The sequence below is a fragment of the Pseudomonas sp. NPDC086251 genome (assembly GCF_044746405.1).
Classification (GTDB): domain Bacteria; phylum Pseudomonadota; class Gammaproteobacteria; order Pseudomonadales; family Pseudomonadaceae; genus Aquipseudomonas.
Genome location: NZ_JBIVBY010000010.1, coordinates 48,708 through 72,650, shown reverse-complemented (window position 1 = coordinate 72,650; position 23,943 = coordinate 48,708). Strand labels below are relative to the sequence as shown.

Sequence of the window (23,943 nt, the reverse complement as noted above, 5' to 3'; positions counted from 1 at the left end):
CTGCTGACAGGAGACTGATAATTATGCTGCCACCGATGCTCCCCTTGAGTGCCGTGCCAATCACCTCGCAACATGACCCGGTCCGTCAGCGACCGGACATTGCGCCTGTGGTGCCGGTGCAGGAAAGCTCCAGCCAAAGCACCATCGACCTGAAAAATCGCGATCCCGAAGAGGCCGCCCTGCAGCTGCGCGAGGAACAGCGCCGGCAGCAGGAGCGGGACAAGCGTCGCCGCGAAGCCAACGAAGTTCCCGAGGAACACCTGGCGATTCCCGGTGACGAACTCAACGCAGACAATACTGTGCCGGTGGCGCCGTTGATGGACGACCAGCCGCGTCAGGGCTTGTGGGTCGACATCCAAATCTGATCAGGGTGGTCGGCCAATTCGTTGAGGGCGTTCAGCAAGACGTCGATTTCCGATTCGGTGTTGAGGTAACTCACCGCAATCCGCGCGATGCTTTCCATCCCTCGGGCCTGCATGTCCAGCGGCGTATACGCCACACCATTGGCGCCGATATTGATCCCGCGCCGGGCCAGCCGCAGTTTCAGCTCAACACTGTCCCAACCCCTGAGTGTAAAGGCGATCAGCCCGGATTGAAGGTCTGTCGGGCCGAGGTTGTGCAGCGTCAGGCCGGGGATGGCCGCAAGCCTTGTGCGCAACCCCCGACTCAGCAAGTCGATCCGTTGGCGAATACGCGGTGCACCCAGCCGGTTGAATTCCTCTAGCGCATTGGCCAGGCCGGCCAGCAACGCCACGGACACTTCACTGGTTTCAAAGCGCCGCGCATCGTTGCGCAGTGCGAACCCTTCGCCATCCCAGGGGGCTGACAGTACGTCCAGTTGATGGGGAACCAGCCGTTCGAGAAAGCCCGGCTTTATATAGAGCAGCGCCGTGCCTCGCGGTCCTCGGAGAAATTTGCGTCCGGCGCCTTTAAGCACGTCACAGTTCAACGCTTGCACGTCGCAGGGCAATTGCCCCAGCGCCTGGCCGGCGTCGATGAAGTAAGGAATGCCGTGCTGCCTGGCCACGGCACCGATGGCCTCGGCCGGGTTGATCAGGCCACCGTTCGCCGGTAGCCAAGTCAGAGCGATCAACTTGACCTTGGGCGTGATCAATTGCTGCAAGGCCGTCACCGAGACGGCGCCCGTGTCGTCGCAGGGAATCACCTCCAGTTGCGCTCCGGCGCTGACCGCCTGGGCGATGCAGGCCAGATTGCCGCCCCATTCGTGGCGTCCGACCAGAATGCGCTCACCGGGTTGCCACGGCCCCAAGGCATTGAACGTCATGCCCCAGGCTGCCGAGCCGCTACTGGCGAAGGCGATGTTTTCGGCTGCGGCATTTAACAGAGCGGCCGCCGCGTTTCGAGCGCGGGCCTGCACGCTCTGATCGGCGGCTTCCATCGGGCCGCCGATGGCTTCGCGTTGCAACTGTTCGATCATTGCATCGAGAGTGGCCTGGCTGGGCAGCGAAGCACCGGCATGGTTGAAGTGAATCACGCTGGCACAACCCGGTGTTGCCGCCCGCAAACGCTCCACTTCGGCGAGGTTCATGGCCGCAGCTCGAAAATCGCGTCGATCTCCACGGCCACGCCGCTCGGCAGGCTGGACACACCGACGGCGGTGCGCACATGCCGGCCTTTGTCGCCGAGGGCGTTGACCAACAGGTTGGATGCGCCGTTGGCGACTGCACCTTGACGCTGGAAGTCAGGGGCGCTGGCGATAAACACGCCGAGACGGATGATGCGCACCAGTTTCGACAGATCATCGCCGAGGGCATCACTGAGTTGTGCAAGCAACCCAAGAGCGGCGAGTTCGGCGGCCTTAGCTCCTTCTTCCTCGGAGATCGACTCGCCCAGGCGGCCGATAAAGGCGGGTTTGCCGTCAAGCAGCGGGATCTGCCCGGAAATGAACAGTTGGTTTTGGCTGACGACGTGGTTCACGTAATTGGCAATCGGCTGGCTGGGCGTCGGCAGGGCCAGGCCAAGTTGCTGGACGCGATGGGCGAGTGAGTCGGTCATGGTGAATCCTCCTGAATGAAGGCTCAGCATGTTGATCTCTGGTTAGCGCGACAAACGGATAGATTTAATCCGACGTATTCAAACAGCTCATGCGTCGGCGACTTCATTCAACCACTGGCTGAAACACTTTGCCGCGTGGCTCGATGGACGTTCGGGAGTGACCAGCCAGTAACCGATCTCGCTCATGAACGGCGGAGTGTCGAAGGCTTCCACCAGCGCGCCTTCCTTGACCCGGCGTTCGATCAATCGATGACGGCCCATGGCGATACCTTGGCCGGCGACGGCGGCTTCGACGACGATGTTGTAATCGTGGAGCATCACGCTGGGGTAGTGAGCGAGGTCGATGCCGTGATGCGTGCTCCAGTCGGTCCACTCGAACGGTTGATGGGACTTGGCCATGAGCAGCGGGCCTTTGCCGACGCCTTGCGCCTTGAAGGCCGGGCTGCAAACGGGTGTCAGTATTTCACCCATGAAGCGCCGGGCCCGAACCTTGGGCCAGCCACCCTTGCCGTAACGGATCGCCAGGTCCACTTCGCCACCGCCAACGTCAGCCAGTTGCACCGAGGGCAGCAGTTCGACATGGATGTGCGGGTGACGCGCGTTGAAACTGGCCAGGCGCGGCGCCAGCCACAAGGTGGCGAAAGAGGCGAGGAGGCCGATACGCAGGGTGGTTTCCTGTTGATCGTCGCCGCGCAAGTCGCGGGTGGCCAGGGCAATGGATTCTAGGGCGGGTTGAATCTGCCGGTAGTACGTTTCGCCTGCGGGCGTCAGATCAATGGCCCGGGTGCGGCGGATGAACAGCCGCTGATTGAGGAACTGCTCGAGTTTCTGCACTTGATGGCTGATTGCACTTTGGGTCACCGACAACTCATCGGCGGCCTTGATGAAACTCAAATGTCGCGCCACGGCCTCGAAGGCGCGCAGAGCCATCAAGGGCGGCAGGTCCTGGTGCAATTCCACGGCGCGGGTCCTTTGTGGCCATCATCAAGTGGCGATTGTGCGGTGAAAAACCGCCTTGAGCACATATTTTGTTAAGCCGTCGTTGCGCGGGTGACTGGTCAGCGCCGGCGCCAGACCGCATTATTGGCTTAATCCTGCCGAGCGATGCGGCAGCTGAATTTCATTTCAAGCGATGCACAGAACGCCATGAGCCAAGACGACAAGCTGATCGACCTCAACACCGAACGCGCCAAGCGGGTTCATGACCTCAACGACAAACGCCTGAATGAAGTGCGCCAGGCATTTGAACAGGCCATGCCGTTGGGCAAAGCGAAGAAAAAGCCGAAGAACAAACCAAAAAAGCGTTGAAGCACCCTGCATCGTTTGATGCAGGTCAGTTATTTCCCCGCCTTTACGCCCTGTCTCGGGCGACATTGATCCCGGTCAATTTATTCTCCTGCCTGATTGGTTAACTTAGCCCCATCGCAACAGGGCAAGTACAGGAGAGCCGTCATGTTTCTCGACAACGTGGTGATCGCCGGAGTGCTGACAGTCGGCCTCATGGTTCTGTTTTTTGCAGGGTTTGGATTTTTTATCTGGAAGGATTCGCACAAGCGCAAACCGTAGGTCTTTCTGGAAGCAATGAGCACGCAAGGCATTTTGGGCAACTTCGGTTGCCTTTTTTTTTGCCTGCGATTTCCTGTGGATGTATGGAGATCAAATGTGGGAGCGGGCTTGCTCGCGAAAGCGGTGTGTCAGTCGAAGCATGTGTCTACTGATACACCGCTTTCGCGAGCAAGCCCGCTCCCACATTTGATTTGTGGTGTTTGGAAAATCGCAGGCATGAAAAAGGCGCGAACCTCACGGAGCGCGCCTTTTTCGTTGCAGCGATGTATCAGCTACCGAGTGCCTTCGACGCCAGCCAGAACAGGCCGGCCGACAGGGCCACGGTCGCGGGCAGGGTCAGGACCCAGGCCAGCAGGATGGTTTTGACGGTGCCGCCTTGCAGGCCGCTTTTGTTGGCAACCATGGTGCCGGCCACGCCCGAGGACAGGACGTGGGTGGTGGACACCGGCAGGCTGAAAATGTTGGCCAGGCCGATCATGCACGCGGTGGTGATCTGCGCCGACATGCCCTGTGCGTAGGTCATGCCTTGCTTGCCGATCTTCTCGCCGATGGTCAGCACCACGCGTTTCCAGCCGACCATGGTCCCCAGGCCGAGTGCCAGGGCGACCGCCAGAATCACCCAGAACGGGGCGTATTCGGTGGTGGTGGTCAGGTCTTTGCGCAGCTTGTCCAGGTCAGCCTTTTCACGGGCGTTGAGGGTCGGCAGCTTGCCGACTTTCTTCGCCGTGTCGTCCAGGCAGAGCAGGTAACGACGCACTTCGATACGGCTTTCCGCCGGCAACGAATGGTAGTCGGCTACACCCTTGAGGGTGCCCAGCAGGGCGTCGATGGTCGGCTCGGTCTGTTGCGGGTTGCAACGGAATTTTTCCGGCAGATCGCCTTCCACGCTTTTGCCCAGGGCCAGGTATTCACCCAGCGTATCGGCATTGCGCTTGTAGAACTGACTCAGGTGCAAGGTCGCATCGCGGGTGCGTTCGATCTGGTAGGTGGTGCTGCTCAGGTCGAGAACGAACTGCGCCGGCACGATACCGATCAACACCAGCATGATCAGGCCGATACCTTTCTGGCCATCGTTGGAACCGTGCACGAAGCTCACGGCCATGGCCGAGATCACCAACACCAGGCGGTTCCAGAACGGCGGATGCTTCTTGTCGTCGAGCTTGCGGCGCTGGTCCGGGGTCTTGTGCATCTTCGACAGCGGACGCCACCATTTCAGGCCGATCAGCACGAGGGCTGCGACCAGGAAGCCGGCCATCGGCGAGAACACCAGCGAGGCACCGATATCGATCGCTTTCTGCCAGTTCACGCCATCGGCCAACGGAATGTCGTTGATCAACGCGTTGGCCAGGCCGACACCGAGGATCGAACCGATCAGCGTGTGCGAACTGGAAGCCGGGATACCGAAGTACCAGGTGCCCAGGTTCCAGGTGATGGCGGCGGCGAGCAGCGAGAACACCATGGCCAGTCCGTGACCGGTGTTCACATTGATCAGCAGCTCAACCGGCAGCAGGTGGACGATGGCATACGCCACGCCAACACCGCCCAGCAGCACGCCGAGAAAGTTGAACACACCGGAAAAGAACACGGCCAGATGAGGCGGCATGGCTTTGGTGTAGATAACAGTGGCCACCGCGTTTGCGGTGTCATGAAAGCCGTTGATGAACTCGAAGGCGAGGACAAAGGCCAGGGCGAGCAAGAGGCTCACAAGCACCCAAGCATCCAGTCCGCTGAATAAATCGATCATGAAGGTTTTCTGACCCGGTCGTAAGGGGGCGCGATTATGCCAGAAAAGACTGCTAATCGATGCACTTGCTGCTCATCGGCAACATTCTTCAACGATTTTTTTTACAACAACGCTCTAGCCCCGAGGTTTTTACCGGGTTTTGCAAGTTATTGAAATTCTTTGACAAGCCTGCAGCCACAAGGGTTTCTCTCGTTGGAGCGAGAGGCTCGAACGCTTGTGTGAAATTTCTGAAAAGAGGGTCAGAAACGAGCCATTTGCCTCATCCGATAGGGGAGGCGGCGCTGCCCGCTCGTAGCGGGCGCGAAAGGCATCATCGGTACATCCCGCTTTTAACGGGGTGCAGACGCAGACCCTTGAAAGGATTCAGGCCGAGTCGGTCATGGCTCTTCGGCTTTGAGTTCCTTTTCCATCTTCTGCAATTCCTGAGTGAATGCCTGATCCTGAACGGTGGCGCGTTTACGCCAGGGTTTGCGTTCTGGTTCGGGCTGAGCGGCGTAGGTGGTGACTTCCCCGCCGTAAACTTCCTTGTAACGTTGTTCCTGGCGCTCAAGTTCCGCGCGCAGTTCGTCTTTCGTCACAGTGCTACCTGATTGAGTTGAGATAAATTCTGGTGAAACGCGCTGCACAATCTATTGATCACGATCGTCGAAAGGACGAAACCCGCGAAGGCGTCGTTTTTCGGCGTTGCGATCTAGACTTCCATGTTGCAGGCGGCCACGGCACCAGAGAAAAACAGCTGACGTAGCATCAGTTTCCTGTTTCAGCGAGCGCATTGGCGAGGCATATGAATGAGCGTCAGGCGCTTGCTGCGGGTAGCAGCGATGGATCATCGCGCTACCGGGTGGCGCAATCGGCAAGTAAAACCGGGTCACCACTGAATTGTATTATAGCGGTCGATTCGAAGAACACTATCTCCAAAGAATTTAAAGTGGATTGCCGCGTGTGTTGTTTTGGTACTCACAACTTCGACAGGCAACTACGGTACTGAGTGGCACCACTTTGCACTGATGTCTTTCTGGCGCCATTAAGCCGAACAAAGTTATTACATCAGCAGCCATTAAGTCATGACTAAAAATAACACGCAGTCGGCTGGCGAAAGTAGCCGGGCACAAAGGTCGCGCGCTGGCTGCGTCGATTGCGATTATCGGTCGTAGGTTCGATAATCGCCCAGTGTTGGCTGTCCGGGCTTGTGTGCATGGCCCGGAGCCGCTTTCAATAGCCGCTGATTCGTGTGGAAAAGGACCTGATATGAATGATCAACTGCGCAACTCTTTCGCTTCAGTGGCGCCGCCGATCGTCGCATCGCCCGCCAAGCGGATCCAGGCGCTGACCGGTGACCCGGATTTCATGACGTCACTGGCCCGTGGCCTGGCCGTGGTGCAAGCGTTCCAGGAGCGCAAGCGGCACCTGACCATCGCCCAGATCAGCCACCGTACGGAAATTCCTCGCGCCGCCGTGCGACGTTGCCTACACACATTGATCAAGCTGGGCTACGCCACCACCGACGGCCGCACCTATTCGCTGCTGCCCAAAGTGCTGACCCTCGGTCATGCCTATGTGTCCTCGACACCGCTGGCGGTTTCCGCCCAGCCGTACCTGGACCGCATGAGCGAGCAACTGCATGAGGCCTGCAACATGGCCACCCTGGAAGGCGATGACATTTTATACATCGCCCGCTCGGCGACCACTCAGCGGCTGATTTCCGTCGACCTGTCGGTGGGCGGGCGCCTGCCGGCCTATTGCACTTCGATGGGCCGGATTCTCCTCGCTGCGCTGGACGACACGTCCCTGGGCGAATACCTCGACCATGCCGAGTTGCAAGCCAAGACCAGCCGTACGTTGCACACCCCCGAGGCGTTGCTCGAATGCCTGCAAGAAGTGCGGCGGCAAGGCTGGTGCATCGTCGATCAGGAACTGGAGCAGGGACTGCGCTCGATTGCCGTCCCGGTGTACGACGCTTCCGGTCAGGTGGTCGCGGCGTTAAACGTCAGTACTCACGCTGGCCGGGTCAGTCGCAACGAGCTGGAGCAACGTTTCCTGCCGGGGCTTCTCTCCGCCAGCCGCGACCTCAGCGCACAACTCTTCGCGTAAGCCATCGCCTAAGCTGTTCGATAAACGCACAGAGTCGCGTTTATCGAATTGAGCTCTTTCTCCAAGATCACTAATGTCGCGGCAGCGCCAGCACTGGCTGGCACCTGTCCGACTGCGTTCTTGCGTGGAATAAAAATAATGAACCAGCCTCAGTCTGCTGTAGGAAACTGCCTCGACGTGCAGTCCTTCATCAACGCTCAACCCATTTCGCGCTACCAATGGCGGGTGGTGATCCTGTGTTTCCTGATTGTTTTCCTCGATGGCCTCGACACGGCAGCCATGGGTTTCATCGCGCCGGCCCTGTCTCAGGATTGGGGCATCGATCGCGCCAGTCTCGGCCCGGTGATGAGTGCCGCGTTGATTGGCATGGTCTTCGGCGCCCTGGGTTCCGGCCCATTGGCTGACCGCTTCGGGCGAAAAGTCGTCCTGGTGGGCGCGGTGCTGTTGTTCGGTGCTTTCAGCCTGGCCTCGGCTTACAGCAGCAACGTCGATCAATTGCTGGTGCTGCGTTTCCTCACTGGCCTGGGCCTTGGCGCCGGTATGCCGAATGCCACCACGCTGTTGTCCGAATACACCCCGGAGCGCAAGAAGTCCCTGCTGGTGACCAGCATGTTCTGTGGCTTCAACCTCGGCATGGCGGGCGGCGGTTTCATCTCCGCCAAGCTGATCCCGGCCTTCGGCTGGCACAGCCTGCTGATGATCGGCGGGATTCTGCCGCTGATCCTGGCCGTCGTTCTGCTGTTCTGGCTGCCGGAATCGGCGCGCTTCCTTGTCGTCCGCAATCGCGGCACCGACAAAGTACGCAAGACCCTGGCGCCGATTGATCCGACCGTCGTGGCCCAGGCTTCCAGCTTCAGCGTGCCGGAACAGAAAACCGTGAAGGCGCGCAACGTGTTCGCGGTGATCTTCTCCGGCACCTACAGCACCGGCACGTTATTGCTGTGGCTGACCTATTTCATGGGCCTGGTGATCGTTTACCTGCTGACGAGTTGGCTGCCGACCCTGATGCGTGACAGTGGCGCGAGCATGGAGCAGGCCGCGTTCATTGGCGCACTGTTTCAGTTTGGCGGGGTGTTGAGCGCCGTCGGCGTCGGTTGGGCGATGGACCGGTTCAATCCGCACAAGGTGATCGGCACTTTCTATCTGTTGGCCGGGGTATTTGCCTACGCAGTCGGGCAGAGCCTGGGCAACATCACGCTGTTGGCAACCCTGGTGTTGGTGGCGGGGATGTGTGTCAACGGCGCGCAATCGGCGATGCCTTCGTTGGCGGCGCGGTTTTATCCGACCCAGGGCCGGGCGACCGGGGTGTCGTGGATGCTCGGGATTGGCCGCTTCGGCGCGATCCTCGGGGCCTGGATGGGCGCGACGTTGCTGGGCCTGGGCTGGAATTTCGAGCAGGTGCTGACGGCGCTGGTGATCCCGGCGGCATTGGCAACCACGGCGGTGGTGATCAAGGGCATGGTCAGTCATGCGGATGCGACTTGAGCATTTGATCCGGGATTTCGAGTGGGTTTGATGGCCTCTTCGCGGGCAAGCCTCGCTCCTACAGGTACTGCGTGTTCCCTGTAGGAGCGAGGCTTGCCCGCGAAGCTTTTGGGATCGATAGGCAGGCAACAATGTGTTCGATAAACGAACACTCAGTCGATTATCGGATTGTTTGGGTTTTTTAGGGGGCTTACTCTTCAGTCACTCCGGCGCTGAACCTCGCGCCTTTTTCTTCCACTGTCGGTTCATCACAAAACGGGAGCCTGCCCCATGGCTGAAATCCTTTCGCTGCACGACGCGGTGAAGCAATTCGTTAATGACGGCGATACCGTCGCGCTCGAAGGCTTCACTCACCTGATCCCGACAGCAGCGGGCCACGAAATCATTCGTCAGGGCAAGAAAGACCTGACGCTGGTGCGGATGACCCCTGACCTGATCTACGACCAACTGATCGGTGCCGGTTGCGCTCGCAAGCTGATTTTCTCCTGGGGCGGCAACCCTGGCGTGGGTTCCCTGCACCGGCTGCGTGATGCCGTTGAGAAGCAGTGGCCGCACGCGCTGGAAATCGAAGAACACAGCCACGCCGACCTGGCCAATGCCTACGTCGCGGGCGCATCCGGCCTACCGTTCGCCGTGCTGCGTGCCTACGCCGGCTCCGACCTGCCGAAGGTCAATCCGCTGATCAAAACCGTCACCTGCCCATTCACTGGCGAAGTGCTGGCTGCCGTGCCTTCAGTGCGCCCGGACATCACCGTGATCCACGCGCAGAAAGCCGACCGTAAAGGCAACGTGCTGTTCTGGGGCATTCTCGGCGTACAGAAAGAAGCCGCGCTGGCCGCCAAGCGCTGCATCGTTACCGTCGAAGAAATCGTCGACGACCTCAATGCCCCGATGAACGCTTGTGTGCTGCCGACCTGGGCCTTGAGCGCGGTCTGCCACGTCCCTGGCGGTGCGCATCCGTCCTACGCTCACGGTTACAACGAGCGCGACAACCGGTTCTACCAGGCGTGGGACCCGATTGCCCGCGACCGTGACACCTTTACCGCGTGGATCAACGAATACATCCATGGCTGCGCTGACTTCAGCGAGTTCCAGGCCAAGCTGGCCGCTGCTTCGGAGGCGAAGTAATGACTTACACCACCAATGAAATGATGACCGTCGCCGCCGCTCGCCGTCTGAAGAACGGTTCGGTGTGCTTCGTCGGTATCGGCCTGCCGTCGAAAGCGGCCAACCTGGCGCGGCTGACGTCCTCGCCGGATGTCGTCCTGATTTACGAATCGGGTCCGATCGGTGCCAAGCCGAGCGTGCTGCCACTGTCGATCGGTGACGGCGAACTGGCGGAAACCGCCGACACCGTGGTCCCGACCGGTGAGATTTTCCGCTACTGGCTGCAGGGCGGACGCATTGACGTCGGTTTCCTCGGCGCCGCGCAAGTCGACCGCTTCGGCAATATCAACACCACCGTGGTCGGCGACTACCACGCGCCGAAAGTCCGCCTGCCAGGTGCCGGTGGCGCGCCGGAGATCGCGGGCTCGGCCAAGAGCGTGCTGATCATTCTTAAACAGTCATCGCGTTCGTTTGTCGACAAACTCGACTTCATTACCTCGGTCGGCCATGGCGAAGGCGGCGATTCGCGCAAGCGTCTGGGCCTGCCGGGCGCCGGTCCGGTCGGCATCATCACCGACCTGTGCATCATGGAGCCGGAAGCTGGTACCCATGAATTCGTGGTCACCGCGCTGCACCCCGGCGTCACCCGCGAGCAAGTGACCGCCGCCACCGGTTGGGCGATTCGCTTTGCCGAACAGGTTGAAAACACCGCCGAGCCGACCGACGTCGAGCTTAAGGCACTGCGTGACCTGGAAGCCCGCACCGCCGCCGCCCACGGCCAAGCACCCGGAGAAGCGTGATGCGTGACGTTTATATCTGCGACGCGATTCGCACCCCCATCGGCCGCTTCGGCGGTGGCCTGTCGGCCGTTCGCGCCGACGATTTGGCCGCCGTGCCGATCAAGGCACTGATGGCGCGCAACCCTTCGGTGGACTGGAACGCCGTGGACGAGGTGTTCCTCGGTTGCGCCAACCAGGCCGGCGAAGACAACCGCAACGTGGCGCGCATGGCGTTGCTGCTGGCGGGCCTGCCGGAAACCATTCCCGGCGTCACCCTCAATCGCCTCTGCGCCTCGGGCATGGATGCCATCGGCACCGCGTTCCGCGCCATCGCCAGCGGCGAAATGGAGCTGGCAATTGCCGGCGGCGTCGAGTCGATGTCCCGCGCCCCGTTCGTGATGGGCAAGGCGGATGCCGCGTTTTCGCGCAACATGAAACTCGAAGACACCACCATCGGCTGGCGCTTCATCAACCCGTTGATGAAAGCCCAATACGGTGTGGATGCGATGCCGCAGACCGGCGATAACGTGGCTGATGATTACGAAGTGTCCCGCGAGTCGCAGGACGCTTTCGCCCTGCGCAGTCAGCAGCGGGCAGCCGCCGCGCAGGCCGCAGGATTTTTCGCCGAAGAAATCGTCGAAGTGCGGATTGCCCACAAGAAGGGTGAAAGCGTCGTCAGCCAGGACGAGCACCCGCGTGGCGACACCTCGCTGGAAGTGCTGGCCAAACTGAAACCGGTCAATGGTCCGGACAAAACCGTCACCGCAGGCAATTCCTCCGGTGTGAACGACGGTGCGGCAGCGTTGATTCTCGCGTCCGCCGACGCGGTGAAGAAACACGGCCTCACCGCCCGCGCGAAAGTGCTGGGCATGGCGAGCGCCGGTGTGGCACCTCGGGTGATGGGCATCGGCCCGGTGCCGGCCGTGCGCAAGTTGACCGAACGCCTCGGCCTGGCGGTCAACGATTTCGACGTGATCGAACTCAATGAAGCCTTCGCCAGCCAGGGTTTGGCGGTGCTGCGCGAGCTGGGGCTGGCGGATGACGCACCCCAGGTCAACCCGAACGGTGGCGCCATTGCCTTGGGCCATCCGCTGGGCATGAGTGGCGCGCGTTTGGTGCTGACGGCGCTGCATCAGCTGGAAAAAACCGGTGGCAAGAAAGGTCTGGCGACCATGTGCGTCGGCGTCGGTCAGGGGCTGGCCCTGGCGATCGAACGCGTCTGACACACAGCGTGACTAATAAGAACTGAGGAATGCTTCATGACTGACAAGCCTGGTTACCGCCGCCCGCAGGAGGGCACTCAGCCGGAATACCTGCACCCGGCCTATCAATCCACCAACCGCCGCTCGCCGTCCAAGCCGTTGGTGTTTTTGCCCCATTCGCTGTCGGAAATTACCGGCCCGACCATCGGCGCCGAGCGTATCAACGCGCAGGACAACGACCTGACCGCCCAGCACAAGGCCGAGCCATTGGGCGAGCGCATCATCATTCACGGCCGTGTGCTGGATGAAGATGGCTTGCCGGTGCCGGGGATTCTGGTGGAGATCTGGCAGGCCAACGCCGCCGGGCGCTACAACCATGATCGCGACCTGCACGACGCGCCGCTGGACCCGAACTTCACCGGCACCGGCCGCACCGTGACCGACGCCGATGGCTGGTATCAGTTCCAGACCATCAAGCCCGGCGCCTACCCGTGGGGCAACCACCACAACGCTTGGCGTCCGGCGCACATCCATTTCTCGCTGTTCGGGCCGAGCATCCTGACGCGCCTCGTGACGCAGATGTATTTTCCGGGCGACCCGCTGCTGGCTTACGACCCGATCTACAACTGCGTACCGGACACGAGTGCCAAAGAACGTCTGATCGCCCGTTTCGACCTGGAAAAAACCATTCCTTCCTACGCCCTCGGTTATCGCTGGGACATCGTCTTGCGCGGCCGCGAAGCCACGCCGATGGAGAAATAAGATGACGCTGAACGCGACCACGTCCCACACCGTAGGGCCGTATTACCACATCGGCCTGACCTGGCTGAACCGCGAAAACCTGACCGTCGAACACACCCTCGGCGAGCGCGTGGCGATCACCGGGCAAGTGATCGATGGCAACGGCGACGTTGTTAACGACGCGATGCTGGAAGTCTGGCAGGCCAACGCCGCCGGCAAGTACGACCACCCTGAAGACGATCAGGACAAACCCCTGGACCCGAATTTCGAAGGGTTCGGGCGGGTGCCGGTGGATGCAGAAGGGCGCTTTCGTTTCACCACGATTAAACCGGGCACGGTGGAAGGCCTGAAAGGCACGACCCAGGCGCCGCATCTGGTGGTGCTGGTGTTTGCTCGCGGGCTGGTGAAGCACTTGCTGACGCGGATTTACTTTGATGGCGAGCCGGCGAACGTGGCGGATCCGCTGCTGGAGTGCGTGCCGGCGGATCGCCGCAGTACGTTGCTGGCGAAACAGGATGCGTCGGGCGTTTATCAGTGGAATGTGATTTTGCAGGGTACGGATGCGGAGACGGTGTTCTTCGATTATTGATTGAACGCCACACAACCTGTGGGAGCGGGCTTGCTCGCGAAGGCGTAGTGTCAGTCGATATCAATGTTGCCTGAAACACCGCCTTCGCGAGCAAGCCCGCTCCCACAAGGGTTCGGCGTTAAGACTGCAACTGCGGAACGGGACTGTTGCAAAGTATGTCTAGACTCTCACTGTCCCCAAAGAGTGAATACCAATGACAACCTCTACAGCTCACTACACCGGTGAAGAGCGCAGCAAAAGGATCTTTGCGATCGTTGGCGCCTCGTCCGGCAACCTCGTCGAATGGTTCGACTTCTACGTGTACGCCTTCTGTGCGATCTATTTCGCGCCGGCCTTTTTCCCGTCCGATAACCCGACGGTGCAATTGGTCAACACCGCCGGTGTGTTCGCCGCCGGGTTCCTGATGCGGCCGATTGGCGGCTGGATCTTCGGCCGGGTCGCGGACAAGCACGGGCGCAAGAATTCGATGCTGATTTCGATTCTGATGATGTGCTTTGGCTCGTTGCTCATCGCCTGCCTGCCGACCTACAAGGACATCGGAGTCTGGGCGCCGATCATGCTGCTGTTCGCGCGCCTGCTTCAGGGCTTGTCGGTGGGTGGCGAATACGGCACCACCGCGACCTACATGAGCGAAGTCGCCCTCAAGGGCCAGCGTGGTTTCTTCGCCTCGTTCCAGTACGTGACGCTGATTGGCGGACAGTTGCTGGCGGTGTTGCTGGTGGTGATCCTGCAACAGTTCCTTACCGAGGATGATTTGCGTGCCTACGGCTGGCGGATCCCGTTCGTGGTCGGCGCCGCGGCGGCACTGATTTCGTTGTTCCTGCGTCGCTCGCTGAAGGAAACCACCAGCAAGGAAATGCGCGAAAACAAGGACGCCGGCAGCATCACCGCGCTGTTCCGCGACCACAAGGCCGCGTTCATCACCGTGCTCGGCTACACCGCCGGTGGTTCGCTGATTTTCTACACCTTCACCACGTACATGCAGAAATACCTGGTGAACACTGCCGGCATGCACGCCAAGACCGCCAGTTACATCATGACCGGCGCGCTGTTCCTTTATATGTGCATGCAGCCGCTGTTCGGCATGCTCGCGGACAAGATCGGTCGACGTAACTCGATGCTTTGGTTCGGTGCCCTCGGGACGTTGTTCACCGTGCCGATCCTGTTGAGCCTGAAAAGCGTCAGCAGTCCGTTCCTGGCCTTTGTGCTGATTACCGTGGCGCTGGCGATCGTCAGTTTCTACACCTCCATCAGTGGCCTGGTGAAAGCTGAAATGTTCCCGCCGGAAGTGCGCGCCTTAGGCGTCGGCCTGGCTTACGCGGTGGCGAATGCGATCTTCGGCGGTTCGGCGGAATACGTCGCGCTGAGCCTCAAAGCCGGGGGCATGGAAAACTCGTTTTACTGGTACGTGACGGTGATGATGGCGGTGGCGTTCCTGTTCAGCCTGCGTCTGCCGAAACAGGCGAAATACTTGCACCACGACCTTTGATCTTTACCCGTGGGCCATCGCGGCCCACGCCTCCAGGAACTGTTTATGAACGAGCGACCGGGCAATCAATTGTTCGATGCCTATTTCACTGCCCGCGATATGCGTGAGGTGTTCTGCGATCGGGGCCGGGTGCAAGCCATGCTCGATGTCGAAGCGGCACTAGCTCGGGCCGAGGCGCGGGTCGGCTTGATTCCGCAGACGGCCGTCGCGTCAATCGAAGCGGCGTGTCGCGCAGAGCATTACGATTTCGCGGCCCTCGGTGAGGCGATTGCCACGGCGGGCAATTCGGCGATTCCGTTAGTCAAGGCGCTGGGCAAACAGATCGCCACCCACGACGCCGAGGCCGAACGCTATGTGCATCTGGGCGCGACCAGTCAGGACGTGATGGACAGCGGCCTGGTGTTGCAACTGCGTCGCGCACTGGAGTTGATCGAAGCGGATTTGGCGCAACTGGCGGAAATCCTCGCGACCCAGGCCTGGCGGTACGTCGCTACGCCGCTGGCCGGGCGCACCTGGCTGCAGCACGCAACGCCGGTCACCCTCGGCATGAAAATCGCCGGTTGGCTGGGCGCGGTAACGCGCAGTCGCCAGCGTCTGCAGGAACTCAAGCCACGACTGCTGGTGCTGCAATTCGGCGGCGCCTCCGGCACCCTCGCGGCCCTTGGCGAACAGGCCATGCCGATTGGCCAAGCCTTGGCCGAAGAACTGCAATTGACGTTGCCGGAACAACCCTGGCACACCCAGCGTGATCGCTTGGTGGAGTTCGGCGCGGTGCTGGGCTTGATCGCCGGTAGCCTCGGCAAATTCGGCCGCGACATCAGCCTGTTGATGCAGACCGAAGCCGCCGAAGTGTTTGAACCGTCGGCACCGGGCAAGGGCGGTTCCTCGACCATGCCGCACAAACGCAACCCGGTAGGCGCGGCGGTACTGATCGGGGCGGCGACGCGGGTGCCGGGTTTGCTCTCGACGCTGTTCAGCGCCATGCCGCAAGAACACGAACGCAGCCTGGGCCTGTGGCATGCCGAATGGGAAACCCTGCCGGAGATTTGCTGCCTGGTCTCGGGCAGCTTGAAGCAAGCGCTGTTGCTGGCGGATGGACTGGAAGTGGATGCCGACCGCATGGCCCGTAACCTCGACCTGACTCAGGGGCTGGTGTTGGCCGAAGCGGTAAGTATCGTGCTTGCCCAGCGAGTGGGGCGCGACACGGCGCATCATTTGTTGGAGCAATGCTGCAAACGTGCTGTGGCCGAACACCGTCATCTGCGCGCCGTCCTCGGCGATGAGCCGCAAGTGACCGCCGAGCTTTCGCCTGCTGAACTGGATAGTCTGCTGGACCCTGCCCATTACCTCGGTCAGGCCCATACCTGGGTCGAGCGAGCGGTGGCCGAACATTTTGCGTTGACTGCCTGAAGGAGATTGCTGTGTCTTTCGTACAACTCGCCGAGGGCGAACTGCATTACCAACTGGATGGACCTGCCGACGCGCCGGTGCTGGTGTTGTCCAACTCGCTGGGCACCGACCTGCACATGTGGGACGCGCAGGTTGCCGCGTTCACCGAGCACTTTCGGGTGCTGCGTTTCGACACCCGTGGTCACGGCCAATCGCTGGTGACGCCGGGGCCATATAGCATCGAGCAGCTGGGTCACGACGTGCTGGCGCTGCTGGATGCGTTGCACATCGAACGGGCGCATTTCTGTGGCTTGTCTATGGGCGGCCTGATCGGCCAATGGCTGGGGATCAATGCTGGCCATCGCTTGAACAAACTGGTGGTGTGCAACACCGCAGCGAAAATCGGCGACCCGTCGGTGTGGAACCCGCGCATTGAAACGGTGTTGCGTGACGGTGCAGCGGCCATGGTCGCCCTGCGTGATGCGTCGATTGCGCGCTGGTTTACCCCTGACTTTGCCGAAGCCAATCCGGCAGCGGCGAAGAAGATTACCGACATGCTCGCGGCTACCTCGCCTGAAGGTTACGCGGCCAATTGTGCCGCCGTGCGAGATGCCGATTTCCGCGATCAACTGTCGTCGATCAAGGTCCCATTGCTGGTCATCGCCGGCACCGAGGACGCGGTCACGCCACCGTCCGGCGGGCACTTCATTCAGGAGCACGTGCAGGGCGCCGAGTACGCCGAGTTCTATGCCGCGCACTTGTCCAACGTCCAGGCCGGCGCCGCATTCAGCGATCGCGTCCTGGCGTTTTTGTCAGCTGATTAAGGGGATTGTCGTGGACGAGAAACAACGTTACGACGAGGGGCTGCAAGCTCGTCGCGCGGTACTGGGCGACGCCCACGTCGACCGCAGCCTGAACGCCCTGACCGAGTTCAACTCGGAGTTTCAGGAAATGATCACCCGCCACGCCTGGGGCGACATCTGGACCCGCCCGGGCCTGGCGCGACATACCCGCAGCCTGATCACCATCGCCATGCTGATCGGCATGAACCGCAACGACGAGCTCAAACTGCACCTGCGCGCCGCCGCCAACAACGGCGTGACCCGTGGCGAGATCAAGGAAGTGATCATGCAGAGCGCGATTTATTGCGGCATTCCGGCGGCCAATGCGACCTTCCATCTGGCCGAGTCAGTGTGGGATGAGTTGGGGGTTGAATCGCGGGAGTGATCCTGCTGCACTGTGGTGTCTGATCTGACGCCTTCGCGAGCAAGCCCGCTCCCACATTCGGCCGCATTCTTTCTGAAAGAACCCGGTCAAATGTGGGAGCGGGCTTGCTCGCGAAAGCGTCATTACATTCAACGCCGTCTGGTGTAAACACAGAATTTGCATTCACCAAAGCCCACTGTAGGAGCGAGGCTTGCCCGCGAAGGCGACCCCAAGCCTTACAACAAACTGATCGGATAGCTGACGATCAGCCGATTCTCGTCAAACTCGTTATTGCTGTAATCCCGGCGAATGGTCGAGTTGCGCCATTTCAAGTTCAAGTCCTTCAGCGCGCCGCTCTGCACCGTATAGCCCAATTCACTTTCACGACCCCATTCCTTGCCATCGGTGACGGTGCCGGTGTGCACGTTGTCGCCGCTGATGTAGCGGTTCATCAGGGTCAGGCCCGGCACGCCGAGGGCGACGAAGTTGTAGTCGTGGCGCACCTGCCAGGATGTTTCCTTGGCATTGTCATAGCTTGAGTTGTAGCTGTCGTTGGCCAGGGTCCCGCCGCTAGTGCCGTTGACCCGCATCCACGCGCTGTCGCCAGTGAGTTTTTGCAGGCCGACGAAGAAGGTATTGCCGCCGACCTTGGCCGAAAACAGGCCCGACCAGGTCTTGTTGTCCAACTCACCGGCCCGGGCGCTGCCGTCATCCTTGCCGTAGAAGAAACCGAGGTTGGCGCCAAGCGTCCAGTCACCCAGTGGCTGACTGTGCACCAGATTCACGTATTGCTGGTTGTAGATGTCCTTGAGTTCGGCGTTCCACAACCCGATCTGGGTGCGCTTGTCATTGAACACGTATTCGCCGCCCTGGAAGTTGAAGCGGTCGGAGGTGAACGCGGCTTTGCCGGTCATCGACAGGTCGCTCATGCTGCTGTCATCGCGCGGGCTGTTTTGCCGGAACTGTCCGCCATAAAGCGTCAGACCGTTGATTTCCTTCGACGTAATCTGCCCGCCACGAAAGGTTTGCGGCAACGAGCGACCGTCGTCCGAACGCAGGATCGGCAGCACCGGCATCCACTCGCCGACCTTCACTTCGGTCTGCGACAACTTGGCCTTGAACGCCACGTTGGTGCGACCGAAGTTGTCCGCCGGGCGACCGTCACTGTCCAGCGGCAGCAACTGCGTCCCGCCGGTGCCTTTGCCGCCATCGAGCTTCACCGAGTACAGCCCCAGCACATCCATGCCGAACCCGACGGTGCCCTGGGTGAACCCGGACTTGGCATCGAGAATAAAACTTTGCGTCCACTCTTCAGCCTTGCCCTGAGCCTTGGTCGGGTTGGTGAAGTTGCGGTTGATGTAGAAGTTGCGCAGGTTCAGGTTGACCTTGGCGCCGTCGACAAAGCCTGACTCTTCAGCCTGGGCGGGCAGGGCCGCGCTGGCCAGGGCGGCGGCGATCAGGCCGGGAACGAAATACTGCGCGGGGGAAGGCGTCATGAGCTCGGTTCTCTCTAATTCTTGGGGATGAAACGGGGTGATGCCGCGACCCTTGGGGTTGCAGACCGACAATCTGAAATCAGGACAAAACGAACGGGATCAGCCAGACAGGGCAGGGCGCGGGGGCATGGTGTCGAACCTGTTGTTATTGGTCTTGTGCGACGAATGGTGCGGGGAATGTACTGGATGGTTCAATCGGCGAAAGCGGGTTTTGGGCGATTATCGAACGTAAGATGTGTTCTGGTTTTGGGGTGGATGTGCGGGCCTCTTCGCGAGCAAGCCCGCTCCCACATTTAACCGAGTTCTTCCATAAGAATGCGGTCGAATGTGGGAGCGGGCTTGCTCGCGATGGGGGCCGCACTGACAACACTTCTTCCCCCCGCAGACAACAAAAAGCCCACCAAAAGGTGGGCTTTTTATTTTTTCAAAGCGCTATCAGAACATCCTCATCTTCGGCGCATCTTCTTTCAACGGCTCATTCTTCGCCGTCTGCTCGTTCCAGCCACCACCCAGTGCCTTGTACAAATTCACCTGGCTGACCAACTGCGCCAAACGATCAGTGATCAGCACCTGTTGGGCACTGAACAGCTGGCGCTGGGCGTCGAGGAAGGTCAGGTTGCTGTCGACACCAATGCGGTAGCGACGCTCGGCCAGGCGGTAGTAGTCCTGGTTGGCGGTGACGAAGTCACGCTGCGCTTTCAACTGCTCGGTGTAGGTCTGGCGGGCGGCCAAGCCGTCGGCGACTTCCTGGAAGGCCGTTTGAATGGACTTCTCGTAGTTCGCCACGCCGATGTCTTTCTGGATTTTCGAGTAATCCAGGCTGGCGCGCAGGCTGCCGGCGTTGAAGATCGGCAGGTTGATCTGCGGCTGGAACAGCCAGGTGCCCGAACCGCCCTTGAACAGGCCGGACAGGTCCGGACTGAGGGAGCCGGCGTTGGCCGTCAGGCTGATGCTCGGGAAGAACGCCGCCCGCGCCGCGCCGATGTTGGCGTTGGCAGCCTTGAGGTTGTACTCGGCCTGGAGGATGTCCGGACGACGTTGCAGCAAGTCCGACGGCAGGCCCGGCGGTACGTCGCTCAGCAGGTCGTCAGCCAGCGGCTTGGCCGCTTGCAGATTGGCCGGGACACCGGTGCCGAGCAGCAGCACCAGGCTGTTCTCATCCTGGGCCACCTGACGGGTGTACTTCGCCAGTTGCGCACGGGCGTTTTCCACCGAGGTGCGCGACTGGGCGAGGTCCAGCGCCGAGGCCACACCCACTTCGTTGCTGCGCGCGGTGAGCTTATAGCTCTCCTCAAACGCACCGAGGGTGTCCTGGGTCAGTTTCAGTAGTTCCTTGTCGGCCTGCCAGGTCAGGTAGGCATTGGCCACGCTGGCCACCAGGCTGATCTGGGTACTGCGGCGACCTTCTTCAGTGGCGAAGTACTTCTGCAGCGCTTCTTCACTGAGGCTGCGAACCCGACCGAACAGGTCGAGTTCATAAGCGCTGATGCCGACGGTGGCCGAGTACGAGCTGGTGATCCCCGCCTGACCGGTCTGCGAAGCATCGGCCGGGACGCGTTGACGGCTGCCGGTGCCATTGGCGGAAACGGCCGGGAACAGATCGGCGCGCTGGATGCGGTATTGAGCCGCGAACGCGTCGATGTTCAGCGCCGCGACACGCAGGTCACGGTTGTTTTCCAGGGCGACCTGGATCAGCTGTTGCAGCGCCGGGTCATGGAAAAACTGCTTCCAGCCTTGCTCCGCAGCGGCCTGATTCGGCGCCTGGGCCGGCGAGTACGCCGGGCCTTGCGGGTATTGACCTGCCACCGGTGCTTCAGGCTGCTGATAATCGGGAATCAGCGAGCAGCCACCGAGCACAAACGCGGCGACAACTAGGGAGAGTAGCGACTTGCTCATTGGCCAGCCTCTTTAGGAGTTTCAGTTGCATCATCCTGATCGACGTTTTTACGCTGACCGATGGACGACACGGTGACGAAGAACAGCGGGACCCAGAAGATCGCCAGGACCGTGGCCGTGAGCATACCGCCAATCACCCCGGTACCGATCGCATGTTGGCTACCCGAACCTGCACCCGTGGAAATGGCCAGGGGTACCACACCGAGGACGAACGCGAGCGAGGTCATGATGATCGGTCGCAAACGCATCCGGCACGCTTCGATCGCGGCATCGCGCAGGCTACGCCCTTGTTCATGCAATTCCTTTGCAAATTCGACAATCAGAATGGCGTTTTTCGCCGCCAGGCCGATGGTTGTCAACAGGCCCACCTGGAAATACACGTCGTTGGACAGGCCCCTCAGGCTGGTCGCCATCAGCGCACCGATGATCCCCAGCGGCACCACCAACATCACCGCAATCGGGATCGACCAGCTTTCGTACAACGCCGCCAGACACAGGAACACCATCAGCAGCGACAGTGCATACAACGCTGGCGCTTGCGAACCGGACAGACGTTCCTCGTAAGACAGGCCGGTCCAGGAAATACCGACACCGGCCGGCAGTTTCTTGGCCAGGGCTTCGACTTCGGCCATGGCTTCACCGGTGGAATAGCCGGGCGCCGGGGCACCGAGGATTTCCATCGCTTCTACACCGTTGTAACGCGAGAGCTTCGGCGCACCGTAGATCCACTCACCCTTGGCGAAAGCCGAGAAGGGCACCATGGTGCCGGCGCTGTTGCGCACATACCATTTCTTGATGTCTTCCGGGCTCATGCGCGAGCCGGGTTGGCCTTGCACGTAAACCTTCTTCACCCGACCGCGGTCGATGAAGTCGTTGACGTAGCTACTGCCCAAGGCAATCGACAAGGTGCTGTTGATGTCGGTGAGGGTAATGCCCAGGGCACTGGCCTTCTCGTCATCGATTTCCAGCTGGTATTGCGGTTCGTCGTTCAGACCGTTAGGACGCACCTGATAGAGCACTTTGCTCTGCGCGGCCATGCCGAGGAACTGGTTACGTGCCTCCATCAACTTGTCGTGACCGATACCGGCACGGTCTTGCAGGAACACGTCGAAACCGGTGGCGTTACCCAGTTCGAGTACCGCCGGTGGCGCGAAGGCAAACACCATGGCGTCGCGGAAGCTGAAGAAGTGCTGCTGGGCGCGGGCGGCGAGTTTGAACACGCTGTTTTCCGCATCGCGCTGGTCCCACGGCTTGAGCATGATGAACGCCAGACCGGAGCTTTGGCCGCGACCAGCGAAGTTGAAGCCGTTAACGGTGAACACCGAAGCCACCGCGCTGGACTCTTTATCCAGCAGGTAGGAGCGCATCTGGTCGATCACCACCTGAGTCCGCTGGGCACTGGAACCGGCCGGGGTCTGCACCTGGGCAAACAGTACGCCCTGATCTTCTTCCGGCAGGAACGCCGTTGGGATGCGGGTGAACAGCCAGACCATGCCGACTAGGATGATCACGTAGGCCAGCAGGTACGGCGCCTTGTTGGTGAGCATATTGCCGACGCCACGCTCGTAGCTTTTGACGCCACGGTCGAAGCTGCGGTTGAACCAGCCGAAGAAGCCGCGTTTCGGCGTGCCGTGCTCGCCTTTCGGAATCGCCTTGAGCATGGTGGCGCAGAGTGCCGGGGTGAAGATCAGTGCAACCAGTACCGACAAGGCCATGGCCGAGACGATGGTGATCGAGAACTGCTTGTAGATCACACCGGTGGAGCCGCTGAAGAACGCCATCGGCAACAGTACCGCCGAGAGCACCAGGGCAATACCGACCAACGCACCCTGGATCTGCCCCATGGATTTCTTGGTGGCCTCCTTGGGTGACAAGCCTTCTTCACTCATCACCCGTTCGACGTTTTCCACCACGACGATGGCATCGTCCACCAGCAAGCCGATGGCCAACACCATGCCGAACATGGTCAGGGTGTTGATGCTGAAACCGAAGGCCGCGAGGATCCCGAACGTACCGAGCAGTACCACCGGAACGGTCATCGTGGTGATGACGGTGGCGCGGAAGTTTTGCAGGAACAGGAACATCACCAGGAACACCAGCACGATCGCTTCGACCAGGGTTTCAACCACGCCCTTGATCGACTCGGTCACCACCGGAGTGGTGTCGTACGGGAACACCACTTCCATCCCTTGCGGGAAGAACGGCTTGAGGGTGTTGATGGTGTTGCGCAGGGCTTTAGCGGTGTCGAGGGCGTTGGCACCGTTGGCCAGTTTCACCGCCAGACCGGACGCCGGTGCGCCGTTGAACTGGGCGTTGATGCTGTAGTTCTCGCCACCCAGGCCAACGTCGGCGACATCGGACAGGCGCACTTGCGAGCCGTCCTTGTTGACCTTGAGCAGGATCTTGTTGAACTGCTCGGCAGTCTGCAGACGGGTCTTGCCGATGATCGTGGCGTTCAATTGCTGGCCGGGCGCCGCTGGCAAACCGCCCAGTTGGCCGGAAGAGACCTGGATGTTCTGTGCCGCGATGGCGGCTTTGACATCCACCGGGGTCAGGCTGAAGTTATTCAGCTTGGCCGGGTCGAGCCAGACGCGCATGGCGTACTGCGAACCGAAGACCTGGAAGTCACCGACACCGGCGGTCCGCGAGATCGGGTCCTGCATGTTCGACACGATGTAGTTGGACAGGTCGTCCTTGGTCATGCTGCCGTCGCGCGACACCACGCCGATCACCAGCAGGAAGTTTTTCACTGCCTTGGTCACGCGGATGCCCTGTTGCTGCACTTCTTGCGGCAGCAGCGGGGTGGCCAGGTTCAGTTTGTTCTGGACCTGAACCTGCGCGGTATCGGAGTTGGTGCCCTGCTCGAAGGTCGCGGTAATGGTCATGCTGCCGTCGGAGTTACTTTCCGAGGACACATAACGCAGGTTATCGATACCGTTGAGCTGTTGCTCGATCACTTGCACCACGGTGTCCTGCACGGTTTGTGCGGACGCGCCTGGGTAAGTCACCTGGATTGCAATGGCCGGCGGCGCAATGCTCGGGTATTGGTTGATCGGCAGTTTGAGGATCGAGAGTGCCCCGACCAGCATGATCACCAGGGCAATCACCCAGGCGAAAATCGGACGGTCGATAAAAAATCTAGACATG

22 protein-coding genes are annotated in these 23,943 nt (G+C 60.7%); 14 read left to right on the top strand and 8 right to left on the bottom strand.

Annotation, left to right across the window (positions count from 1 at the left end):
• Positions 1 to 23 precede the first annotated feature (23 nt).
• Positions 24 to 365, top strand: a complete 342-nt coding sequence (locus tag ACIPL2_RS14035; protein WP_401357212.1) for an aspartate-semialdehyde dehydrogenase — start codon at positions 24 to 26, stop codon at positions 363 to 365.
• On the opposite strand, the gene ACIPL2_RS14030 is transcribed toward ACIPL2_RS14035, so the two are convergent.
• From ACIPL2_RS14030 to ACIPL2_RS14020, 3 genes are all read right to left on the bottom strand, one after another.
• Positions 335 to 1,549 carry an aminotransferase class V-fold PLP-dependent enzyme gene (locus ACIPL2_RS14030; RefSeq protein ID WP_401357210.1) on the bottom strand — a complete coding sequence of 405 codons (1,215 nt, stop codon included), beginning with the start codon at positions 1,547 to 1,549 and terminating at the stop codon, positions 335 to 337. The genes ACIPL2_RS14035 and ACIPL2_RS14030 overlap by 31 nt on opposite strands.
• Entirely contained in the window at positions 1,546 to 2,016 is a 471-nt protein-coding gene (locus ACIPL2_RS14025; protein WP_401357208.1) for a RidA family protein, read from the bottom strand. The genes ACIPL2_RS14030 and ACIPL2_RS14025 overlap by 4 nt, the downstream gene beginning before the upstream one ends.
• 87 nt (positions 2,017 to 2,103) lie before the next feature.
• On the bottom strand, positions 2,104 to 2,976 hold the full coding sequence (locus ACIPL2_RS14020; protein WP_401357206.1) for a LysR substrate-binding domain-containing protein: 873 nt from the start codon (positions 2,974 to 2,976) through the stop codon (positions 2,104 to 2,106).
• 186 nt (positions 2,977 to 3,162) lie between these two features.
• Here ACIPL2_RS14020 and ACIPL2_RS14015 point away from each other — a divergent pair, with 186 nt between their 5' ends.
• Both ACIPL2_RS14015 and ccoM read left to right on the top strand, forming a co-directional pair.
• Entirely contained in the window at positions 3,163 to 3,324 is a 162-nt protein-coding gene (locus ACIPL2_RS14015; protein WP_020299074.1) for a hypothetical protein, read from the top strand.
• 144 nt (positions 3,325 to 3,468) lie between these two features.
• Positions 3,469 to 3,582, top strand: a complete 114-nt coding sequence (gene ccoM / locus ACIPL2_RS14010; protein WP_318183103.1) for a cytochrome c oxidase subunit CcoM — start codon at positions 3,469 to 3,471, stop codon at positions 3,580 to 3,582.
• 268 nt (positions 3,583 to 3,850) lie between these two features.
• On the opposite strand, the gene ACIPL2_RS14005 is transcribed toward ccoM, so the two are convergent.
• Positions 3,851 to 5,326 (bottom strand): inorganic phosphate transporter, encoded by a 1,476-nt coding sequence (locus ACIPL2_RS14005; protein WP_401357202.1) that lies wholly within the window; start codon positions 5,324 to 5,326, stop codon positions 3,851 to 3,853.
• Positions 5,327 to 5,703: 377 nt separating this feature from the next.
• Entirely contained in the window at positions 5,704 to 5,904 is a 201-nt protein-coding gene (locus ACIPL2_RS14000; RefSeq protein WP_007935837.1) for a hypothetical protein, read from the bottom strand.
• A gap of 670 nt (positions 5,905 to 6,574) precedes the next feature.
• On the opposite strand from ACIPL2_RS14000, the gene pcaR reads away from it, so the two are divergent.
• The 11 genes from pcaR (at position 6,575) to pcaC (ending at position 17,425) form a co-directional block, all read left to right on the top strand.
• Positions 6,575 to 7,417: a pca regulon transcriptional regulator PcaR gene (pcaR, locus tag ACIPL2_RS13995; protein ID WP_401357200.1), complete on the top strand. Its 843-nt coding sequence runs from the start codon at positions 6,575 to 6,577 to the stop codon at positions 7,415 to 7,417.
• 138 nt (positions 7,418 to 7,555) lie between these two features.
• A complete protein-coding gene (locus tag ACIPL2_RS13990; RefSeq protein WP_059407995.1) occupies positions 7,556 to 8,902 on the top strand; it encodes an MFS transporter in 1,347 nt (448 codons plus the stop codon).
• 270 nt (positions 8,903 to 9,172) lie between these two features.
• Positions 9,173 to 10,030, top strand: a complete 858-nt coding sequence (locus tag ACIPL2_RS13985; protein WP_401357198.1) for a CoA transferase subunit A — start codon at positions 9,173 to 9,175, stop codon at positions 10,028 to 10,030.
• Complete coding sequence (locus ACIPL2_RS13980; RefSeq protein WP_401357195.1) at positions 10,030 to 10,809, top strand: CoA-transferase subunit beta; 780 nt, start codon at positions 10,030 to 10,032, stop codon at positions 10,807 to 10,809. Before ACIPL2_RS13985 ends, ACIPL2_RS13980 begins: the two co-directional genes overlap by 1 nt.
• The gene (gene pcaF / locus ACIPL2_RS13975; RefSeq protein ID WP_401357193.1) at positions 10,806 to 12,011 is read left to right on the top strand and encodes a 3-oxoadipyl-CoA thiolase; all 1,206 of its coding nucleotides are present in this window, start codon (positions 10,806 to 10,808) and stop codon (positions 12,009 to 12,011) included. The genes ACIPL2_RS13980 and pcaF overlap by 4 nt, the downstream gene beginning before the upstream one ends.
• A 36-nt stretch (positions 12,012 to 12,047) precedes the next feature.
• A complete protein-coding gene (pcaH, locus tag ACIPL2_RS13970; RefSeq protein WP_401357191.1) occupies positions 12,048 to 12,752 on the top strand; it encodes a protocatechuate 3,4-dioxygenase subunit beta in 705 nt (234 codons plus the stop codon).
• Position 12,753: 1 nt separating this feature from the next.
• Positions 12,754 to 13,320 (top strand): protocatechuate 3,4-dioxygenase subunit alpha, encoded by a 567-nt coding sequence (pcaG, locus tag ACIPL2_RS13965; protein ID WP_401357188.1) that lies wholly within the window; start codon positions 12,754 to 12,756, stop codon positions 13,318 to 13,320.
• A 193-nt stretch (positions 13,321 to 13,513) separates the two neighbouring features.
• Positions 13,514 to 14,809, top strand: coding sequence for an MFS family transporter (locus ACIPL2_RS13960; RefSeq protein WP_401357186.1), 1,296 nt, complete (start codon positions 13,514 to 13,516; stop codon positions 14,807 to 14,809).
• 45 nt (positions 14,810 to 14,854) lie between these two features.
• Positions 14,855 to 16,219, top strand: a complete 1,365-nt coding sequence (locus ACIPL2_RS13955; protein ID WP_401357184.1) for a 3-carboxy-cis,cis-muconate cycloisomerase — start codon at positions 14,855 to 14,857, stop codon at positions 16,217 to 16,219.
• 11 nt (positions 16,220 to 16,230) lie between these two features.
• Entirely contained in the window at positions 16,231 to 17,022 is a 792-nt protein-coding gene (gene pcaD / locus ACIPL2_RS13950; RefSeq protein ID WP_401357182.1) for a 3-oxoadipate enol-lactonase, read from the top strand.
• Positions 17,023 to 17,032: 10 nt separating this feature from the next.
• Positions 17,033 to 17,425, top strand: coding sequence for a 4-carboxymuconolactone decarboxylase (gene pcaC, locus ACIPL2_RS13945; RefSeq protein ID WP_401357180.1), 393 nt, complete (start codon positions 17,033 to 17,035; stop codon positions 17,423 to 17,425).
• A gap of 215 nt (positions 17,426 to 17,640) precedes the next feature.
• Here the strand turns inward: pcaC and ACIPL2_RS13940 are convergent, their stop codons facing one another.
• From ACIPL2_RS13940 to emhB, 3 genes are all read right to left on the bottom strand, one after another.
• Positions 17,641 to 18,900, bottom strand: a complete 1,260-nt coding sequence (locus ACIPL2_RS13940; RefSeq protein WP_401357177.1) for an OprD family porin — start codon at positions 18,898 to 18,900, stop codon at positions 17,641 to 17,643.
• 435 nt (positions 18,901 to 19,335) lie between these two features.
• Positions 19,336 to 20,796, bottom strand: a complete 1,461-nt coding sequence (emhC, locus tag ACIPL2_RS13935) for an efflux RND transporter outer membrane subunit EmhC (RefSeq protein WP_401357174.1) — start codon at positions 20,794 to 20,796, stop codon at positions 19,336 to 19,338.
• The gene (emhB, locus tag ACIPL2_RS13930; protein ID WP_401357171.1) at positions 20,793 to 23,942 is read right to left on the bottom strand and encodes an efflux RND transporter permease subunit EmhB; all 3,150 of its coding nucleotides are present in this window, start codon (positions 23,940 to 23,942) and stop codon (positions 20,793 to 20,795) included. Before emhB ends, emhC begins: the two co-directional genes overlap by 4 nt.
• Position 23,943 lies beyond the last annotated feature (1 nt).

What these genes read in the sequence shown, in the direction of transcription:
- ACIPL2_RS14035 (WP_401357212.1), top strand. Translation starts at nt 24, where the DNA reads ATGCTGCCACCGATGCTCCCCTTGAGTGCCGTGCCAATCACCTCGCAA.
- ACIPL2_RS14030 (WP_401357210.1), bottom strand. Translation starts at nt 1,549, where the DNA reads ATGAACCTCGCCGAAGTGGAGCGTTTGCGGGCGGCAACACCGGGTTGT.
- ACIPL2_RS14025 (WP_401357208.1), bottom strand. Translation starts at nt 2,016, where the DNA reads ATGACCGACTCACTCGCCCATCGCGTCCAGCAACTTGGCCTGGCCCTG.
- ACIPL2_RS14015 (WP_020299074.1), top strand. Translation starts at nt 3,163, where the DNA reads ATGAGCCAAGACGACAAGCTGATCGACCTCAACACCGAACGCGCCAAG.
- ccoM (WP_318183103.1), top strand. Translation starts at nt 3,469, where the DNA reads ATGTTTCTCGACAACGTGGTGATCGCCGGAGTGCTGACAGTCGGCCTC.
- ACIPL2_RS14005 (WP_401357202.1), bottom strand. Translation starts at nt 5,326, where the DNA reads ATGATCGATTTATTCAGCGGACTGGATGCTTGGGTGCTTGTGAGCCTC.
- pcaR (WP_401357200.1), top strand. Translation starts at nt 6,575, where the DNA reads ATGAATGATCAACTGCGCAACTCTTTCGCTTCAGTGGCGCCGCCGATC.
- ACIPL2_RS13990 (WP_059407995.1), top strand. Translation starts at nt 7,556, where the DNA reads ATGAACCAGCCTCAGTCTGCTGTAGGAAACTGCCTCGACGTGCAGTCC.
- ACIPL2_RS13985 (WP_401357198.1), top strand. Translation starts at nt 9,173, where the DNA reads ATGGCTGAAATCCTTTCGCTGCACGACGCGGTGAAGCAATTCGTTAAT.
- ACIPL2_RS13980 (WP_401357195.1), top strand. Translation starts at nt 10,030, where the DNA reads ATGACTTACACCACCAATGAAATGATGACCGTCGCCGCCGCTCGCCGT.
- pcaH (WP_401357191.1), top strand. Translation starts at nt 12,048, where the DNA reads ATGACTGACAAGCCTGGTTACCGCCGCCCGCAGGAGGGCACTCAGCCG.
- pcaG (WP_401357188.1), top strand. Translation starts at nt 12,754, where the DNA reads ATGACGCTGAACGCGACCACGTCCCACACCGTAGGGCCGTATTACCAC.
- ACIPL2_RS13960 (WP_401357186.1), top strand. Translation starts at nt 13,514, where the DNA reads ATGACAACCTCTACAGCTCACTACACCGGTGAAGAGCGCAGCAAAAGG.
- ACIPL2_RS13955 (WP_401357184.1), top strand. Translation starts at nt 14,855, where the DNA reads ATGAACGAGCGACCGGGCAATCAATTGTTCGATGCCTATTTCACTGCC.
- ACIPL2_RS13940 (WP_401357177.1), bottom strand. Translation starts at nt 18,900, where the DNA reads ATGACGCCTTCCCCCGCGCAGTATTTCGTTCCCGGCCTGATCGCCGCC.
- emhC (WP_401357174.1), bottom strand. Translation starts at nt 20,796, where the DNA reads ATGAGCAAGTCGCTACTCTCCCTAGTTGTCGCCGCGTTTGTGCTCGGT.
- emhB (WP_401357171.1), bottom strand. Translation starts at nt 23,942, where the DNA reads ATGTCTAGATTTTTTATCGACCGTCCGATTTTCGCCTGGGTGATTGCC.